The 16861-nt window shown below is 66.0% G+C and carries 17 protein-coding genes and 1 tRNA gene; 8 read left to right on the top strand and 10 right to left on the bottom strand.

Going from position 1 to position 16861, the window contains the following annotated elements:
- Positions 1-27: 27 nt before the first annotated feature.
- A complete protein-coding gene (locus RQX22_RS11505) occupies positions 28-2349 on the bottom strand; it encodes an FtsK/SpoIIIE family DNA translocase (protein WP_315726625.1) in 2322 nt (773 codons plus the stop codon).
- 168 nt (positions 2350-2517) lie between these two features.
- Between RQX22_RS11505 and RQX22_RS11510 the strand changes: the two genes are divergently transcribed.
- Complete coding sequence (locus RQX22_RS11510) at positions 2518-3726, top strand: UbiH/UbiF/VisC/COQ6 family ubiquinone biosynthesis hydroxylase (RefSeq protein WP_315726627.1); 1209 nt, start codon at positions 2518-2520, stop codon at positions 3724-3726.
- A 3-nt stretch (positions 3727-3729) separates the two neighbouring features.
- Here the strand turns inward: RQX22_RS11510 and RQX22_RS11515 are convergent, their stop codons facing one another.
- The 4 genes from RQX22_RS11515 to RQX22_RS11530 are packed head-to-tail and all read right to left on the bottom strand — an operon-like array spanning position 3730 to position 5841.
- Positions 3730-4125 carry a hypothetical protein gene (locus RQX22_RS11515; protein WP_315726628.1) on the bottom strand — a complete coding sequence of 132 codons (396 nt, stop codon included), beginning with the start codon at positions 4123-4125 and terminating at the stop codon, positions 3730-3732.
- Positions 4122-4301: a Trm112 family protein gene (locus tag RQX22_RS11520; RefSeq protein WP_315726630.1), complete on the bottom strand. Its 180-nt coding sequence runs from the start codon at positions 4299-4301 to the stop codon at positions 4122-4124. The genes RQX22_RS11515 and RQX22_RS11520 overlap by 4 nt, the downstream gene beginning before the upstream one ends.
- Complete coding sequence (locus tag RQX22_RS11525) at positions 4298-4930, bottom strand: LON peptidase substrate-binding domain-containing protein (protein WP_315726632.1); 633 nt, start codon at positions 4928-4930, stop codon at positions 4298-4300. The genes RQX22_RS11520 and RQX22_RS11525 overlap by 4 nt, the downstream gene beginning before the upstream one ends.
- Positions 4930-5841: a tetratricopeptide repeat protein gene (locus RQX22_RS11530; protein ID WP_315726635.1), complete on the bottom strand. Its 912-nt coding sequence runs from the start codon at positions 5839-5841 to the stop codon at positions 4930-4932. The genes RQX22_RS11525 and RQX22_RS11530 overlap by 1 nt, the downstream gene beginning before the upstream one ends.
- A gap of 171 nt (positions 5842-6012) precedes the next feature.
- Between RQX22_RS11530 and RQX22_RS11535 the strand changes: the two genes are divergently transcribed.
- From RQX22_RS11535 to paoC, 4 genes are all read left to right on the top strand, one after another.
- Positions 6013-6087 (top strand) — tRNA-Gly (locus tag RQX22_RS11535).
- Positions 6088-6333: 246 nt separating this feature from the next.
- Positions 6334-6960, top strand: a complete 627-nt coding sequence (gene paoA, locus RQX22_RS11540; RefSeq protein WP_315726637.1) for an aldehyde dehydrogenase iron-sulfur subunit PaoA — start codon at positions 6334-6336, stop codon at positions 6958-6960.
- Positions 6957-7916: an FAD binding domain-containing protein gene (locus tag RQX22_RS11545; protein ID WP_315726639.1), complete on the top strand. Its 960-nt coding sequence runs from the start codon at positions 6957-6959 to the stop codon at positions 7914-7916. Before paoA ends, RQX22_RS11545 begins: the two co-directional genes overlap by 4 nt.
- A 4-nt stretch (positions 7917-7920) precedes the next feature.
- Positions 7921-10119: an aldehyde oxidoreductase molybdenum-binding subunit PaoC gene (gene paoC, locus RQX22_RS11550; RefSeq protein ID WP_315726640.1), complete on the top strand. Its 2199-nt coding sequence runs from the start codon at positions 7921-7923 to the stop codon at positions 10117-10119.
- A 42-nt stretch (positions 10120-10161) separates the two neighbouring features.
- Here the strand turns inward: paoC and RQX22_RS11555 are convergent, their stop codons facing one another.
- The gene (locus RQX22_RS11555; RefSeq protein WP_315726641.1) at positions 10162-11043 is read right to left on the bottom strand and encodes a TraB/GumN family protein; all 882 of its coding nucleotides are present in this window, start codon (positions 11041-11043) and stop codon (positions 10162-10164) included.
- 154 nt (positions 11044-11197) lie between these two features.
- On the opposite strand from RQX22_RS11555, the gene RQX22_RS11560 reads away from it, so the two are divergent.
- Entirely contained in the window at positions 11198-11848 is a 651-nt protein-coding gene (locus RQX22_RS11560; RefSeq protein WP_315726642.1) for an OmpW/AlkL family protein, read from the top strand.
- 13 nt (positions 11849-11861) lie between these two features.
- On the opposite strand, the gene RQX22_RS11565 is transcribed toward RQX22_RS11560, so the two are convergent.
- Positions 11862-12539, bottom strand: a complete 678-nt coding sequence (locus RQX22_RS11565; RefSeq protein ID WP_315726644.1) for a Crp/Fnr family transcriptional regulator — start codon at positions 12537-12539, stop codon at positions 11862-11864.
- 237 nt (positions 12540-12776) lie between these two features.
- On the opposite strand from RQX22_RS11565, the gene RQX22_RS11570 reads away from it, so the two are divergent.
- Together RQX22_RS11570 and RQX22_RS11575 are read left to right on the top strand one after the other, a co-directional pair.
- The gene (locus RQX22_RS11570) at positions 12777-13565 is read left to right on the top strand and encodes a nucleotidyltransferase family protein (RefSeq protein ID WP_315726645.1); all 789 of its coding nucleotides are present in this window, start codon (positions 12777-12779) and stop codon (positions 13563-13565) included.
- Positions 13549-14277, top strand: coding sequence for a metallophosphoesterase family protein (locus RQX22_RS11575; protein WP_315726647.1), 729 nt, complete (start codon positions 13549-13551; stop codon positions 14275-14277). Before RQX22_RS11570 ends, RQX22_RS11575 begins: the two co-directional genes overlap by 17 nt.
- A 46-nt stretch (positions 14278-14323) precedes the next feature.
- Here RQX22_RS11575 and RQX22_RS11580 read toward each other — a convergent pair whose 3' ends face one another.
- From RQX22_RS11580 to hemC, 3 genes are read right to left on the bottom strand one after another with little or no spacing between them, the layout of a single operon-like run.
- Positions 14324-15217 carry a hypothetical protein gene (locus tag RQX22_RS11580; protein WP_315726649.1) on the bottom strand — a complete coding sequence of 298 codons (894 nt, stop codon included), beginning with the start codon at positions 15215-15217 and terminating at the stop codon, positions 14324-14326.
- Positions 15214-15924, bottom strand: a complete 711-nt coding sequence (locus RQX22_RS11585) for a uroporphyrinogen-III synthase (protein WP_315726651.1) — start codon at positions 15922-15924, stop codon at positions 15214-15216. Before RQX22_RS11585 ends, RQX22_RS11580 begins: the two co-directional genes overlap by 4 nt.
- Positions 15921-16832: a hydroxymethylbilane synthase gene (hemC, locus tag RQX22_RS11590; protein WP_315726653.1), complete on the bottom strand. Its 912-nt coding sequence runs from the start codon at positions 16830-16832 to the stop codon at positions 15921-15923. The genes RQX22_RS11585 and hemC overlap by 4 nt, the downstream gene beginning before the upstream one ends.
- Positions 16833-16861 lie beyond the last annotated feature (29 nt).

Here is a 16861-nt window from a genome sequence, read left to right on the forward strand (position 1 = left end):
GGCGGTCGCGCCGACAGGAAGGCCTATTCAGAGCGGATGGCCGTCGGGATCGACCAGCACTTCGCGGCGGCCCACATGGTCTGGCGCACTGACGACGCCTTCCTTCTCCATCCGCTCGATCAGGCGGGCGGCATTGTTGTAGCCGACCCGGAGCTGGCGCTGGAGATAGGAGGTGGACGCCTTCTGCGCTTCCGCCACGGTCTGTACCGCCTTGCGGTAAAGCTGGGTTTCGGCATCGTCGTCGCCCTGCGGCTGGCCTTCGAACAGATAGCCGCCGCCTTCGGGCTCCTCGGTGACGGCCATGATATAATCGGGCGTGCCCTGGCCCCGCCAGAAATCGGCGACCGCGCGAACCTCCTCGTCCGACACGAACGGGCCGTGGACCCGCGCGATCTGCTTGCCGCCGGGCATATAGAGCATGTCGCCTTTGCCCAGCAGCTGCTCGGCGCCCTGTTCGCCGAGGATGGTGCGCGAATCGATCTTGGACGTGACCGAAAAGCTGATCCGCGTCGGCAGATTGGCCTTGATGACGCCGGTGATGACGTCGACCGAGGGGCGCTGCGTTGCCATGATCAGGTGGATACCGGCGGCGCGCGCTTTCTGGGCAAGCCGCTGGATCAGGAACTCGACCTCCTTGCCGGCGGTCATCATCAGATCGGCCAGTTCGTCGACGATCACGACGATCTGCGGCAGTACGTCGTAATCCAGCTCCTCATTCTCATATTTCGGCTGGCCCGTTTCGGGATCGTAGCCGGTCTGGACGCGGCGGCCGAGCGACTGGCCCTTGGCCTTGGCCTCGCGCACCTTGGCGTTGAAGCTGGAAAGCTGGCGCACCCCGACGGACGCCATCATCCGATAACGTTCCTCCATCTGCTCGACCGTCCATTTGAGCGCGCGCACGGCTTTGGAGGGTTCGGTAACGACCGGCGACAGCAGGTGCGGAATGCCGTCATAGATGGACAATTCCAGCATCTTGGGATCGATCATGATCATTTTGCACTGCTCGGGCGTCAGCCGGTAGAGCAGCGACAGGATCATGCAGTTGAGACCGACCGATTTGCCCGATCCGGTCGTACCCGCGACGAGCAGATGGGGCATCGGCGCGAGATCGGCGATCACGGGATCCCCGGCGATGTTCTTGCCGAGGATGATCGGAAGGGAGGCGACCTGGTCCTCGAAGGCGTGGCTGGCGATCAGCTCCGACAGCGTGACCGATTCGCGCTTGGCGTTGGGAAGTTCGATGCCGATCACGCTCCGGCCCGGAATGGTCGCCACCCGGGCCGACAAGGCCGACATGTTGCGGGCAATGTCGTCGGCAAGCTGGATCACGCGGCTCGCCTTGATTCCGCTCGCCGGTTCCAGCTCGTACATGGTGACTACGGGGCCGGGGCGGACCTCGACGATCTCCCCCTTGACCGAGAAATCCTCCAGCACCGATTCGAGCAGGCGGGCGTTGCGCTCGAGGCTTGCTTTGTCCAGCGCGACGTTTGTCGTCGGCGGCGGCGGATTGAGCAGATCCAGGGTCGGCAGGGCATAAGCGTCGCCGAGGGCGAGCGACGGCTGGCGTTCGCGCAGGGGGCGGCGGCCTTTGTCGGGTGTCTTGACGCGGTCGGCGATGACCGTCCGGGGCGGTGCGGCCGGCGCCACCACAGGGGCCCGGGCGGGACGCTCTTCCGGCTCATGCAGGACATGATCCTCTTCCGTCTCCCGCGCCTTTCGTTTGGGCCACGGGCGCTGGTTGATCCAGTCGCGTTCCTCGGGCTTGAGGCCCAGGCCGATATAGCAGCAGGCCAGGCCGGCCAGCGCCGCCAGCGCTACCACCGCCAGCCGCAGCGGCTGCACGAAGGCATGGTCCGGAACGAAGGCGAGGCCGGCCTCGATCAGCTTCGCCCAGGACAGGCCGAATGCGCCGCCCCAGCCAGCCGGCAGCCCGTTGACGGCGCCCCACACCAGAAGCGCGGCGGCCGTACCCACCAGCATCGTGCCGAGGATCGTCAGCAGGACCGCCTTGACCCAGCGACCGGCCCCGGCACCGCGCAATACGCGCAGACCGATGACGAGCATGAGCGGGAGAATCAGGCCGGCCGGCGGTCCGAACAGGCTCAACAGCAGATCCGAGGAATAAGCGCCGGGCGCGTCGAGCAGGTTTTCGACCGGTCCGGCCGCCTTGGTGTTGAAAGCGGGATCGCTCGGATGATAGGTGATCAGGGCGACCAGCAGCAGCAGGGCGCCGGCCGCCAGCGACGCGCCGAGGATCAGGTCAAAGGCACGGCGCGCGCCGTTGCGGAACGCAATCCGCCACTGCGTCAGCCGCTCCTGGCGGCTCGTCCGCGCTGCTGATGCCGCCATTTACGTGCCCCAAATGTTCCGCGCCATCTTCATGCTCCCAGCCGGACTCGCAGGTCAAGCGCTTGACGTTGCAGGGTTGGATCGGCTCGCCGCTTTTCGGCGACCATAGAGCCGGGCTGCGGCGCGGTACAACTGGACCCTTTCGGCGCGAAGGACTAGGGGACGGGCATGGAGCGCGCGGACGTCATCATCCTTGGCGGTGGCCTGGTCGGGCTCACGCTCGCCATCGCGCTCGACCGGCACGGGCTCTCCAGCATCGTCGTCGACACGGCCGACCCTAGCGCCCAGCTTGCCCCGGCCTATGACGGCCGCGCCACGGCTGTCGCAAGTGCGTCCTGGCGCATGCTTCAGGCGATCGGCGTCGGCGAACGGCTGGAGGGCGAGGGCTGTCCGATTCGGGCGATCCGGGTCAGCGATGGGCTGGAGCCCGGGGGGATCGTCTTCGATCCGCCGGCCGCCGACGATCCCCTCGGCATGATGTTCGAGAATCGCAGGCTGCGCCAGGCCTTGCGGGATTGCGCGCTGGCCGCCGCCAACATCAATCTGCTGATGCCGGCCAGGCCGGCCGAGGTCGTCCGCGACACAGCCGGCGTGCGAGTGGCGTTGGACGACGGACGGGTCGTGACGGCATCGTTGCTGGTCGGCGCGGAGGGCCGCAACTCGCCGACCCGCGAAGCGGCGCAGATCGCCGTTGCGCGGTGGCGCTACGATCATGCCGCGATCGTCGCGACGGTGACGCACGAGCGGCATCATGAAAATGTCGCTTACGAGATATTCTACCCCTCGGGCCCGTTCGCGATCCTGCCCATGCTGCCGGGCAACCGCTCCGCCATCGTCTGGTCGGTCAAAGGCGCGGACGCTGCAGCGGTGATGGACCTGCCGGAACGCGCGATTGCGGCCGAGATCGGCAAGAGGATGGGCAATTTCCTGGGAACGGTGGCGATGGCGGGGCCACGCTGGTCCTATCCGCTCGGTTTTCACCATGCCGCGACGATCACCGCCGAACGATTGGCGCTGGCGGGCGATGCCGCCCATGGCATCCATCCGATCGCGGGACAGGGCCTCAATCTCGGTTTCCGCGATGCCGCGGCACTGGCGCAGGTCCTGGTCGAAGGTGCGCGGATCGGGCTCGACCTCGGCGATGCGCAACTGCTGAAACGCTATGAGCGCTGGCGCAGCCTGGACACATTGATGGTCGCCGCCGCGACCGATGGCCTGACCCGCCTCTACGCCGTACCCGGCCGCACCGCGTCAGCGATCCGGCGCTTGGGCATGGGTGCCGTCCAGCGAATCGGACCCCTCAAGGATCGTTTCATGGCAGAGGCCCGCGGCGAAACCGGCGATATTCCGCTGCTGCTTCGCGGCCTGGCCATCTGATAGTCAGGCGCTCTGGCGCGCCTTGCGCGTCGCCGATTGCCGTGCGGCAGGATTGCGGATCATCAGGAATGTGCCGGACCAGGCGCCGGGAATGTCCCACCTCCCCTCGATCTCGTCGCCGCCCGCGGCAATTGTGCCCCGATAGTGGATCGGATGGCCGGCATGGTCGAGATCGTCATAGATTTTCGTGAAATGCAGGATACCGCCTTCATGGTGGCCCTCGATCATTCCGTGCGCGGTGCCCGTCAGGCCAAGATGGCCGCCAGTCTCTGTCGTTTCGCCTGTGACCGATCCCGCAAGGTCGCGAAGCCTGGCCTGGAATTCCGTCTGGGGCAGGTGCGCGGGATAGTTGAACAGGCCCGTCCATGCGCCGCTGAGATCGTGTCCGTCGTCGCTCACGCCCCGGTCGGCCGCGCTTCTTCGATCAGCATGACCGCAACGCCCTCGCGAATCGGATAAGCGAGCCCGGCGGCATCCGAAACCAGTTCCGCGGACTCGCGATCGTAGCGGAGTGCCGTTCGCGTGAGCGGGCAGACGAGAAAGGCGAGCAGCCCTTCGTCGAACTTCGCCGTCACTGCATGGTCTCCGGCCCGTCGGCGCCGCCGGGGACCATGCGCTGGAATTGCATGAACTGGACGAGCAGATCCGCCCGCGCCGGAATGTCGGCCGCCTCCAGCAAGGCTTGTTTGGAGCCGATGTCGATCGGCGCGATCTGGGCGATCCCGTTCACCAGCATCTCGTCGTCGAGGCGGGTCACCGCCTGCCAATCGACGCTGTAGCCGAGCGCGTCGGCATAGCTTCTGGCTTCACGCTCGAGTTCGGCGCGCTGCACGCTGGCGAGCGCCTCCGGCTCTCCTTCATCCTCGAATCCGTCGCAATCTGCGTCGACCTGCCGATACAGCGTGGCGACCGCGGCCTCGCCGGCGATTCGAAAGCGGCGCAGTCCTTCGAGGACGATGTTGAAGCGACCATCCTCCAATTCCTCCGATCCCACGATGCGGCCAAGGCAGCCGATATCGAACAGGGCGGGCGGCTCGGCCTGGTCGCGGGGCTGAACCATGCCGATCAGTTGGTCCTTCGCAAGCGCATCCTGGACCATGGCGCGGTAGCGGGGCTCGAAGATGTGGAGCGGCAGCTGCGCACGGGGAAAGAGGAGTGCGCCCGCCAGCGGGAAGACGGGAATGCGCAGGAGCTGTGCGGTCATCAGGTGAAGAGGATCGCCGAGAGCCGGCGCCGCTGCGCGGAGACCCACGGATCTTCGAGGCCGACCACTTCCAGCAGCTGGAGCAGCCGCGTGCGCGCGGCCCCCTCGTTCCAGTCGCGCTCACGGCTTATGATCTCGAACAATTGATCGGCCGCCGCGTCGCGCTTGCCCGCGGCCATCAGGATGCCGGCGAGATCGTAGCGCGCGTCATGATCCTCGGGATTGCCGGCGATGCGCCGTTCGAGATCGCCAGTGTCCTGGCCGGGTTCGGCCGCCTGGGCCAGCGCGAGCGCCGACCGGGCGCGCGCGATCGCGGCGCTTGACGTCATGGCTTCGGGTACCTGGTCGAGCAGGGCGCGCGCATCGTCGGCCCTGCCGGCCGCGATCATCGCGCGGGCCAGGCCGGACACCACCTCGTCATTGTCGGGCGCCATGTCGTGAATCTGCTGAAAGATCGAAAGCGCCCGCTCGGCGTCTCCACCGGCCAGCACTTCCTCCCCCATCTGGATCAGGGGTTCGACCTCGGCATCCAGCTGCTGCGCCTCCCCCTCGACCGGAAGCTGCGCCAGAAGCTGATCGAGCGCCCGGACCAGCTGAGATTCGGTGCGCGCAGGGGTGAGGTCGGCCACCGGCTGTCCCTGGAAAATGGCATAGACGGTCGGGATGGTCTGGATCCGGAACTGCGTCGCGAGCATCTTGTTCTCGTCGACGTTGATCTTGACCAGCGTGACGCCCTTGGCGGCGTAATCGGCCGCGACCTTTTCCAGGATCGGGGTCAATTGCTTGCACGGACCGCACCATTCGGCCCAGAAATCGACAATGACGAGCGCTTTCATCGAAGGGTCGATGACGTCGCGCTTGAACCCTTCCAAAGCCTCTTTGTCGGCCGCGCTCATTCCCAGGGTCGCCACATCGATCTCCGCTTGTTGCTCAAGACCCCCTATGTGGGATCGGCAGCCGCTCTGCCAAGCCCGCTTTATTTGCATTGGCGTCCGCGGAACAGGGTCTTGCCGGACCCCTGGACCCATGCTAGCAGCCGCCGCCTTACCTGAGGGGGCCGGCATGCCGGCCCAGCTTTTCGAGCGGGCGTAGCTCAGGGGTAGAGCACAACCTTGCCAAGGTTGGGGTCGAGGGTTCGAATCCCTTCGCCCGCTCCAGAAACCACGTGTCCAGCCTGGACACATAGGTAACACAACATACCCAAGACAATGGTGACAGATGCTGGCCGGACGCGGTACAGGGTTGGACGGCGGATGCCACGACCCCTCGTCGTCGCGGGCGAGCCGGTGCGGGACGGTCAATCTTGGGGCCCATCGAAATGACAGGGCAAGAAACGATTGCAAGGACGCGCCTCACCCTTCCGGTGGCGCATCAACCTCTATCTGGCGAAGGAGCCTCCGGCCATGGATGATGGATTAGCAGTGTCGCGCCGCGGCGTTCTGATGGGTGGAGCGGCAACCGCCGCGCTGACGGTCGCGCCCCCCCTGGAAGCACAACCGGCGCCGCATCCATCTCCTCCCGCGGCCAAGGTCGCGTTCAGGGTGAACGGCGGGCGGCAGGAGTTGACCCTCGACACCCGCACCACCTTGCTCGATGCCTTGCGGGAGCATCTCAGGCTCACCGGCACCAAGAAGGGCTGCGATCACGGCCAGTGCGGGGCCTGCACGGTGATGGTGAACGGGGAACGGATCAATTCCTGCCTGACCTTCGCGGTCATGCACGAAGGGGACGAAGTCACGACGATCGAGGGTCTCGGCAAGCCAGGCAATCTCCATCCGATGCAGGCGGCGTTCGTGAAGCATGACGGCTATCAGTGCGGCTATTGCACGCCCGGGCAGGTCTGTTCCGCCGTCGCCGTCCTCGACGAGATCAGGCGCGGCATCCCCAGCCATGTCCAGGAGGATATTACCGGCAAGCCGCGTGCAACCAGGATGGAGATGCGCGAACGGATGAGCGGCAACATCTGCCGCTGCGGCGCCTATTCCAACATTGCCGACGCCATGGCCGAAGTCGCGGGAGCAAGAGGATGAAGGCCTTCACCTACGAACGTGCCGGCTCCCCCGCCGAAGCGGCGGCCGCAGTCGTCCGGATGCAGGGCGCCAAGTTCATCGCCGGCGGCACCAATCTGATCGATCTCATGAAATTGGAGATCGAAGCGCCGACGCATCTCGTCGACGTGAACGGCCTCGGCCTCGACAAGATAGCCGAAACCGATGACGGCGGGCTGCGGATCGGCGCCTTGGTCAGCAATACCGCCTGCGCCGCGCACAAGCGCATCCGCAGCCATTATGGCGTACTGACCAGGGCCATCGTTTCGGGGGCGTCGGGACAGCTGCGCAACAAGGCGACGACCGGCGGCAACCTGCTCCAGCGGACGCGCTGTCCCTATTTCTACGACACCAACATGAGCTGCAACAAGCGCAAGCCCGGCAGCGGCTGCGCGGCGATCGGCGGTTTCAGCCGGCAGCTCGGCATCGTCGGCGTCAGCGACAAGTGCATCGCCACTTATCCCGGCGACATGGCGGTGGCGTTGCGCGTGCTGGACGCGGTCGTGGAAACGGTGAAGCCGGACGGCTCCACCCGCGCGATCGAGATCGCACACTTCCACCGTCTGTGGGGCGACACGCCGCATGTCGAAACCGTGCTGGAACCCGCTGAGCTGATCACGGCCGTCGTCCTGCCCAAGCCGCTGCCCGGCAAGCATATCTACCGCAAGGTGCGCGATCGCCGCTCTTATGCCTTCGCTTTGGTGTCCGTCGCCGCCGTCATCCGCCCAGACGGGCGCGGCCGGGTCGCGGTCGGCGGGATCGGGCCGCGGCCCTGGCGGACCGATGCGGCCGATGCGGCGCTGCCGGACGTCGCGAAGGCGGCACGCGCGCTGACCGACGGCGCGACACCCACCGAAGACAATGCGTTCAAGATCGCATTGGTCGAACGCACCCTCGCCAGCGTCATGGCCGAGGCCGCGAATGGAAAGGGGAGCTAGGCGCATGGAATTCAATTCTCCAGCGGGTTCAAACCTGTTCGACAAACCCAAGGTGATCGGCAAGTCGACGCCGCGCATAGACGGCCCGCTGAAGGCAAGCGGGACCGCGCCTTATGCCTATGAGCGGCACGATGTCGCGGCGAACCCCGCTTATGGCTATATCGTCGGGTCGGCCATCGCCAAGGGACGGCTGACCGAGCTCGATGTCGGCGATGCCGAGAGGGCGCCGGGCGTACTCGGCGTGGTGACCGCCGCGAACAGCCAGAAGCTCACCAAGGGCGATTTCAACGTCGTGCCGCTGCTCGGCGGTCCTGAAATCACCCACTATCACCAGGCGATCGCCCTGGTGGTGGCGGAAAGCTTCGAACAGGCACGCGCCGCCGCCGGGCTCGTCCGCGCCCGATACGAGCGCGGCAGCGGCCGGTTCGATCTGGCTGCCCAAGCCGGCAGCGCGGATCCGATCGGCTACGATCCGCAAGCCAAATCGCCGATCGACAGTCTCGGCGATTTCGACGCCGCCTTCGCATCGGCGCCCGTCAAGATCGACCAGCATTATCATGTGCCAGCCGAGAGCCACGCCATGATGGAGCCTTTTGCCACCATCGCGGCGTGGGAGGGCGACCGGCTGACCGTCTGGACATCCAACCAGATGATCGATTGGGCAAGGAAGGACCTCGCCAAGACGCTGAACATGCCGGCCGAGAATGTCCGCGTCGATTCGCCCTATATCGGCGGCGGTTTTGGCGGGAAGCTGTTCCTGCGGGCCGATGTCCTGCTGGCGGCACTGGGCGCGCGCGCGGCAAAGCGTCCGGTGAAGGTCGCCATGCAGCGGCCGCTGATGATCAACAACAGCACGCACCGGCCGGCGACCATCCAGCATGTCCGGCTCGCGGCCCAGCGCGACGGCAAGCTCGTCGCGATCGGGCATGAGAGCCTTAGCGGCAATCAGCCGGGCGGAAGTCCCGAAGTCGCGACCGCACAAAGCCGGTTCCTGTACGGCGCCCCCAATCGCCGGACCCTGATGCGCCTGGCGGCGATGGATCTGCCAGAGGGCAATGCCATGCGTGCTCCGGGGGAGGCGCCGGGGCACCTGGCGCTCGAGGTCGCGATGGACGAACTGGCGGAGGCACTGGGCATGGACCCGGTCGAACTTCGGATCATCAACGACACCCAGGTGGTTCCGGGAACAGACAAGAAGTTTTCCGACCGCAATCTCGTTCGCTGTCTGCGCGAGGGCGCGGAGCGTTTCGGCTGGTCGAAGCGCAATCCCAGGCCGGCGCAGGTTCGGGAGGGTCGTTGGCTGATCGGCATGGGCGTCGCGGCCGGGTTCCGCGATGCCCCGACCCAGCATTCGGCTGCGCGCGTGCGGCTGCGCGAGGATGGCGGCATCTCCGTCGAGACCGACATGACCGATATCGGCACCGGCAGCTACACGATCATCGCACAGACGGCGGCCGAGGTGATGGGCGTGCCGCTGGAGCGCGTCTCCGTCGATCTCGGCGATTCGGCCAGTCCGGTCTCGGCCGGATCGGGCGGACAATGGGGCGCCGCCAGCTCGACGGCGGGTGTCTATGCCGCCTGCGTCAACCTGCGGCGCGCGATCGGGCAGAAGCTCGGAATCGATGGCGACCAGGCCAGGTTCGAGGACGGACGCGTCATCCTGGGCGATCGGAGCTTCGCGCTTCGAGATGCCGGACCCGTTTCCGCCGAGGGCGAAATGACCTTCGGCAAGTTCAAGGACGATTATCAGGTGTCGACCTTCGCCGGCCATTTCAGCGAGGTCGCCGTGGACGCCTATACGGGCGAAGTCTCGCTGCGGCGGATGCTGGCTGTGTGCGACGCCGGCCGCATTCTCAACCCGCTATCGGCGCGAAGCCAGGTGATCGGCGCGATGGTCATGTCCGCCGGCGCGGCGCTGATGGAGGAACTCGCGGTCGACAAGCGCTTCGGCTTCTTCGTCAATCATGATCTCGCCCAGTATGAGGTGCCGGTCCATGCCGACATTCCGGAGCAGGAGGTGGTCTTCCTCGATACGCTGGACCCGATCGTGTCGCCGATGAAGGCAAAGGGCGTCGGCGAGCTGGGAATATGCGGGCCGGGCGCGGCGATCGCGAACGCCATCTACAATGCCACCGGCATCCGCGTGCGCGACTATCCGCTCACGCTCGACAAATATCTCGATCGATTGCCCGCGATCGTCTGAACTCGGACGCGCCTTCGGACGGATTGGAGATTTCCGGCTTGATCAGGGCCGGACCCTGGCGGACTGGATACCCCGTCGCAGCAACAGGTCCTGGACGCTGTTCTTGCCTGCGAGATGGCCCGCGCCGACCGCCATGAAGACGGTGCCGGGCCTGTCGAGACGCTGATCGATCCATTCCGCCCAGGCAGCGTTCCGATTGGTCAGCATGATGTCGAAAAGCTCCGGGGTCTCGTCCATGCCTTCGTTCATGAACCTGGCGACCGTCTCGGTATCGCCCGCGGCCCAGGCGGCGACCATCGGCGCGAACATCTCGTCGATCTCGGCAAGCTGGCCGATCGTTTCCGAAAGCATCGCGATCTGGAGATTCTCTGGAACCGTGTCGAACAGGCTGAGCTGGAATTCCAGGCCCTCGATCTCGTCCACCGGCTTGCCCGCCGCTCTGGCGGCCTTTGTGATCAAGGCTTCGGCGCCATGCTCGCCCGACATGCCGAGCTTCTGCGCGCTCGCCGACGCCAGCATCGTCGACACGAACCAGGGTTCCATCGGCTCGAGAGCTTCGGCTGGGATGCCGAGCGCAGCCAGTTGTTGCTTGAGCCGGTCCTTCAATGCCGGTTCGAGCCTGCTGGACAAGGTCCGGCCGGCCGGGTCCATCGCATATTTGACGATCAAGGGCTGGAGCATGGCCGGGTCGTCGGGAATGATCGCCTCCAGCACGACCTCCTGCGACGCGTCGAACGCGGCCTTCACCTCGTCGTTGAACCAGTCCCTCTTCCCGTCGAGCAGATGGAAGGTGCCGAACAGATAGATGGTCGTGTCCTCGTCCTTCACCGCCCAGATGGCGGGATCGGCATCCGGCAGAGCGGGTGTCGACACGGCGGGGGTGGCGGTGAGCGCGAGCGCGGCGGACGCAAGCAGCTTTTTCATGAATATATACCTCTCGGGATGAAGAATTAGCGGAAGCGAAGAGCCCGGACCAGTTTCGCACCGCAGGCCTATTTTTGCGCGAGATCAAGGAAGGGCTGAAACAAGCAGGGTAGCGGCGTGCGTGCAGAACAGCGGAACGGAAAAGGCGCGACCCATGAAAAAAATCCTACTCGGTCTCCTCGTGGCGGCGGCGGCGCAGCCCGCGCAGGCGGAAGCCGGCGACCTGCTCATCCGGGTCAGGGGCATCATGGTCGCACCCAATGAAGATTCCGGCAGCATCCTGCCCGCCTTTCCGGGCGAAGAGGTGAAGGTGGATGACAGCATCATGCCGGAAGTCGACATCACCTGGATGGCGACGGATCGTATCGGCCTGGAACTGATCGCCGCGACGACCAAGCATCACGCGTCCGGCAAGACCGGCGCAACCGGCGCGATCGGAAGGCTCGCATCGACCTGGGTCCTGCCACCGACCCTGACCGTTCAATATCACGCCAATCCGGGCGGGAGGCTTCGGCCCTATATAGGGGCCGGGATCAATTACAGCTTATTCTATTCCGAAGACGCTTCGGCTGCGCTGGAGGCTGCCGCGGGCGATACGCGGGTGCGGATGTCCGACAGCCTGGGCTGGGCGTTGCAGGCGGGCCTGGATCTCGACCTCAACGACAAGGTTTTCCTGAACCTGGACGTCAAATATATCGATATCGATACCACCGCGCGGCTGGATACCGCCGCGGCCGGCACGCAACGCGTGCGGATAAGCCTCGACCCGTTCGTCTTCGGTGTTGGGATCGGCACGCGCTTCTGACATGGGCCGAAGCTCATGCGGCCTCGGACAAGGCCTCCAGGTCCGCACGCCCGTTAATGACGAGTGCGCGCCGGCCGGGCAACGCGATGATGCCGGCCGATTTGAGCAAGGTCAGCTGCCGGCTGACGGTTTCGATCGTTAGCCCGAGCACGTCCGCCATTTGCTGACGCCCGAGCGGCAGTTCGAGCTGGCCCCCGGTTCCGAGCCGTTCCGAAAGCTCGAGGATCAGCGAGGCGACCCGCTCGATCGCGCTCTTGCGTCCCAGCAGCAGCATGAAGCGGCGGGCACGATCGAGATCGGTCAGGGCCCGCTTCAGCAATTCATGCTCCAGCGCGGGATGATGGCGGGCAAAGCCTTCGAAATCGCGGCGGGTGAACAGGCAGATTTCGACGTCGGACAGCGCGGTGACGCTATATCCGCTGCGGCGCCCATAGAGGGGGCCGACGAAATCCGACGGATAAGCGATGCCCAATATCTGCTCGCGGCCCGAAGCCGTGGATGCGGTGAGCTTGAGCGCGCCGGAAAGGAGATTTGCGACGACGGCCGCATCTTCCCCTTCCCAGATGAGCGTCTCTCCGGCCGCCAGGCATCGTTGCCGGCCGAGCGTGCTGAGCAGCGCCAGCTGATCGGCCGCCAGTTCGTTGCAAATCCCCCGCAGCCTGGCCGCGCATCCCCCGCATCTGTTCGCCACAATGCCTCTTCTCAAGCCATGTCCCATCATTACGGGTCCGGTCCAGCCGCCTGAATAGGGGTTTATACGGACCCGCCGACTGACGGACGCCGCAAGCCGTCATCTCGCCCTGGCGCTGTGGCGGCGCGAGTGTGGCCGGCATCAGGCGCATGGGAACGGTTGCGCGTGCGCAGAGTTCAACGGTCTCGGTCAGGGGCGATCTACCGTCGCTTCCCGCCGCGACCATGATGCGGACGCATGAGCAACATTCTCGAAACCCTCGACCCTTCCATCTTCGAACCACCCGAGGCCGCCGTCGATTTCTACGTCGAAAGCCTGAAGCTTCTCAAGGAATCCGAGGTGCCGTTCCTGCTTTCCGGAACCTATGCCTTGAGCTGCTATACGGGAGTGATCCGGCCAACCAAGGATCTGGACGTCTTCTGCAAGGTCAGCGACGGACCGCGCATCCTCGCATTCTTCAAGGCGCGCGGGTACGAGATCGAGGTCGAGGACGACCGCTGGATCGGCAAGGTCTGGAAGGGCGAGCATTTCTTCGACGTCATCTGGAACATCTCGTCGGCGAGCCTGCCCGTCAACGAGGACTGGTTCCGGGAAGCCTATGAGGTGGAGGTGTACGGCACGTTGGTGCGGATTACCCCGCCGACCGAATTCATACTCTCCAAGCTCTTCATCCAGGATCGCTACCGCTATGACGGGGCGGACGTGGTGCACACGATGCTCAAGAAGCATGACGAGATCGATTGGAAGCGCCTGCTCACCGCGATGGAGCTCTATTGGGAGGTGCTGCTGATCCATATCCTCAACTTCCGCTTCATCTATCCGACCAAAAGGGACCTCGTTCCGCGCTGGGTATTCGAAGAGCTGATCGACCGCCTTCATGCCCAGGCGGAGCTGCCGCCCGCCGGCGTCGACATCTGCCGCGGCCGTCTGCTGAGCCCGCGAGACTATATCACCGACATCACCGAATGGGGCTTTGCCGACGTGGTCGGAAAGGGACTCGAGGAACGGCATGAACGAAAGCACTGATACGATCATTCTCGCCGCGATCGGCGACCTCCACGTCACCGAGGAATCCGAACATCGCTATCGCGACATGTTCGCCGAGATTTCCGAGCAGGCGGACGTGCTCGCCTTATGCGGAGACCTCACCAATTTCGGCAAGACGCGAGAAGCCGAAATCCTGGCGGAGGACCTGCGCGCGTGCGAAATTCCTATCGTCGCCGTTCTCGGCAACCACGATTATGAATGCGGCCAGCCGGATGAGGTCGCCCATATCCTCCAGGATGCGGGCGTGACCATGCTGGGGGAGCAAGCGGTCGTCATCGAAGGCGTCGGCTTCGCAGGCACCAAGGGCTTTATCGGTGGTTTCGGCCGCGGCGAGCTCGGGGCCTTCGGCGAGGCTGCGATCAAGGCCTTCGTCGACGAGGCGATCAATGAGGCGCGAACGCTGGAAAACGCATTGCGCTCGCTCCGTACCGACCGCGCCGTCGCCGTGCTCCATTATGCGCCCGTGGCCGACACCGTTGCCGGGGAGCCGTTGGAAATCTTTCCGTTCCTGGGCTCGTCCCGCTTGGCGGACGCCGTCGACCGGTTCGACAATGTGAAGGCGGTGGTGCACGGCCATGCCCATCGCGGCGCCTATACGGGCCGCACACCGAGGAACGTGCCTGTCTATAATTGCGCCCAGTTCGTGGTGGAGACGGCCCTGGGCCGGCCATACGCTTTGCTCGAAATCTAAAGTTCGGGTCCGCCCGCCGCTGTTCGGCTTGAAGGGTCGCCGGCGTTCAGCCCGTTGGTGCCGGTGCCGGCGGTCGAGGGGCGATTTGCGGCGGATTGCGGGGATCGAGCAACGCGGCGGTCTCGATCGTGTCCAGCGCCCGGCGGGCGGCCACGTAGCGGCGGGCGGCGGCGATCCAGTCGGCGGCTTTGTCTCGGTTCGGCATGCGGAGGACTTCGGCCAGGGCGACATCGACTTGCCCGGATTCCAGGCGTCTGGTGGCGCGGCGGAGCCGTTCCGCCGGCAGGGTCGAAGGCGTATTGGCCTTCCGGATCGTGACGAGGCCGGCCAGCTCGGTCCGGAACGCGCTCCACCAGCTCTGGTCCGGCCCGCCGCCGGTCAGTTGCGGCCCGGCCTCCTGAAGGCCCAGCTGAAGATCTTCCAGCGTCACCGGCTGCCGGGCCCCGGTGATGATCGTTGCCACCGCCTGGCGCTGGCTCTGGCCGAAACGCTCCCGAAGCAGGCCCTCGATATAGCCGAGCGAGACGCCGCGATCGAGCGCGCGGCGCGCGGCGAAGGCCACCAGCAATCCTTCGGCACGATCGGCGTTGCCGGCTGCCGCCAGGGACTGGTTCTGGACTTGCACGATGCGCTCCTCCAGCCGGTTCACCCGCCGCATCATTTCGGGATCGAGGAGCAGGCGTTGCGGTTCCTGGGGGTTGGGCGGCATCGCCGCCGGCGGCTCCGATTCGACCGAAACGGCAGGCAGGGGCGCTTCGGCCTGGGCCGGCAATGGTGCGCGCGCCACGCCCAGGAAGGCGGCGGCGCTTTGCCAATTGGCAAGCAGCCATCCCATGGCGGCCAGGCCGGCGACGAACGCGAAAAGCGGGATCAGCACGAGCGGCAGCCAGGACCGTCGAACCGCCGGATCCGCGTCGACCAGCTCGTAATCGCTTCTCATCGTCTCGATCCCATGCTCATTGCGGGAATGTGGCATAGCTTGGCGGCAAGCTCCAGCAATGCATCATCCCGCGGCGCCGCTGCGATATGCTTGGCACGCCAACAGCCGCCTGCCGCCCTGGCGGCCGCCGCGCTGATCGCCGCCAATTCGATATCCGACCGCGCCAGGCCCGCTTGGTCGAGGAGGCGTCCGAAATGCGATGCGGCACGGGCGGAATGGAGGAGGATGAGCGCCTGCGCGCGGATCGCCTGGAGCGCTTCGCCGGGAAGCCCATCGATCGCATCCGCTGCGTAAACGGGCAGGCGCGTCACGGACACTCCTGGCGCTTCGACCTTTTTGTGATCGCGGCCGCATAAATGGAGGATGTGGCGCGCTCCGTCCCCCGCCGCCAGGCGAACGGCGTCTTCCCCGGCGCCCTCGCCGACGCGGATGTCGCGGAAGCCGGCATCCCGCGCCGCGGCGGCCGTGGCCTCGCCCACCGTGTAGCAAGGCAGGTCGCGATAAGCCGCGAGCCCGTCGCCGCCGTGGCGGGCGGCGTTGGCGCTGGTCAGCAGCACGGCAGCGAAAAGGTGGGGATCGGGCGCTTGCCAGGATAAAGGCCGGACGGTGAACAGTGGAGCGGTTACCGATATGAGCCCGATCGCTTCGGCGCGTTCCGCGCTGTCGCTCGCCCCGGGTTCCGGCCGCAGGATCAGCACCGGCCTCATCCGGTGAACAAGCTCCGCAAGGCAGCGCTGGCCCGGCCCAGAAGCTCCGCCGCCAATTGTCCCGGGGCCTCGCCATCGTCGACTGGAAAACGCCTCTCGCCGCGAATCACTTCGCTGCCGTCGGGGCTGAGGATCTCGGCGCGCAGATGAATCCGGCCATCGTCGAGCAGCGCCAGGGCGGCGATCGGCGATCGGCAATCCCCGCCAAGCCCCATCAGCAGCCGGCGTTCGGCGGAGACGCATATGTGGGTGGACGCATGGTCGATCGCGGCCACCAGGCTTCGCATCCTGCCGTCGCCGGTGCGGATCTCGATCCCGACCGCGCCTTGCGCCGGGGCGGGAAGAAGATCGTCGAGCGGGACGCCGACATCGCGACGATCGAGCCTGTCGAGCCCCGCCGCCGCCAGCAAGGTCGCATCGGCCTCGCCCATTTCGATCTTTCGCAGCCGCGTCTCGACATTGCCGCGGAACGGGACGGTGGCGAGATCCGGGCGCCGGCTGAGCAATTGCGCGGCGCGGCGCGGCGAGGAGGTGCCGAACCGCGCGCCCCGCGGGATGCTGTCCAGGCCGGAAGCGCCAATCAGCCGGTCGCGCACGTCCGCGCGGGGAAGCATGGCGGCGATCGTGAATTCGGCCGGTCGGAAGCTTTCCACGTCCTTCATCGAATGGACCGAAATGTCGATCCGTTCGTCGCCCAGGCACTCGTCCAGTTCCTTGGTCCAGAGCGCCTTGCCGCCCAGCTCGGCCAGCGGCCGATCCTTGATACGGTCCCCGGTGGTGGTGACCGGGACGATTTCGATCTGTGCCGGGCTCAGGCCGTGCATGTCGCGCAAGGCCGTTGCCGCCATCCGTGCCTGCGCCAGCGCCAGCGGCGAGCCGCGCGTCCCGATCCTGATCGCCCGTGTCATGCTGCTTGTGCTAACCTTATCGGCAATGG

The sequence above is a fragment of the Sphingosinicella rhizophila genome, assembly GCF_032378825.1.
In the GTDB taxonomy this organism is placed as follows: Bacteria; Pseudomonadota; Alphaproteobacteria; order Sphingomonadales; family Sphingomonadaceae; genus Allosphingosinicella; species Allosphingosinicella rhizophila.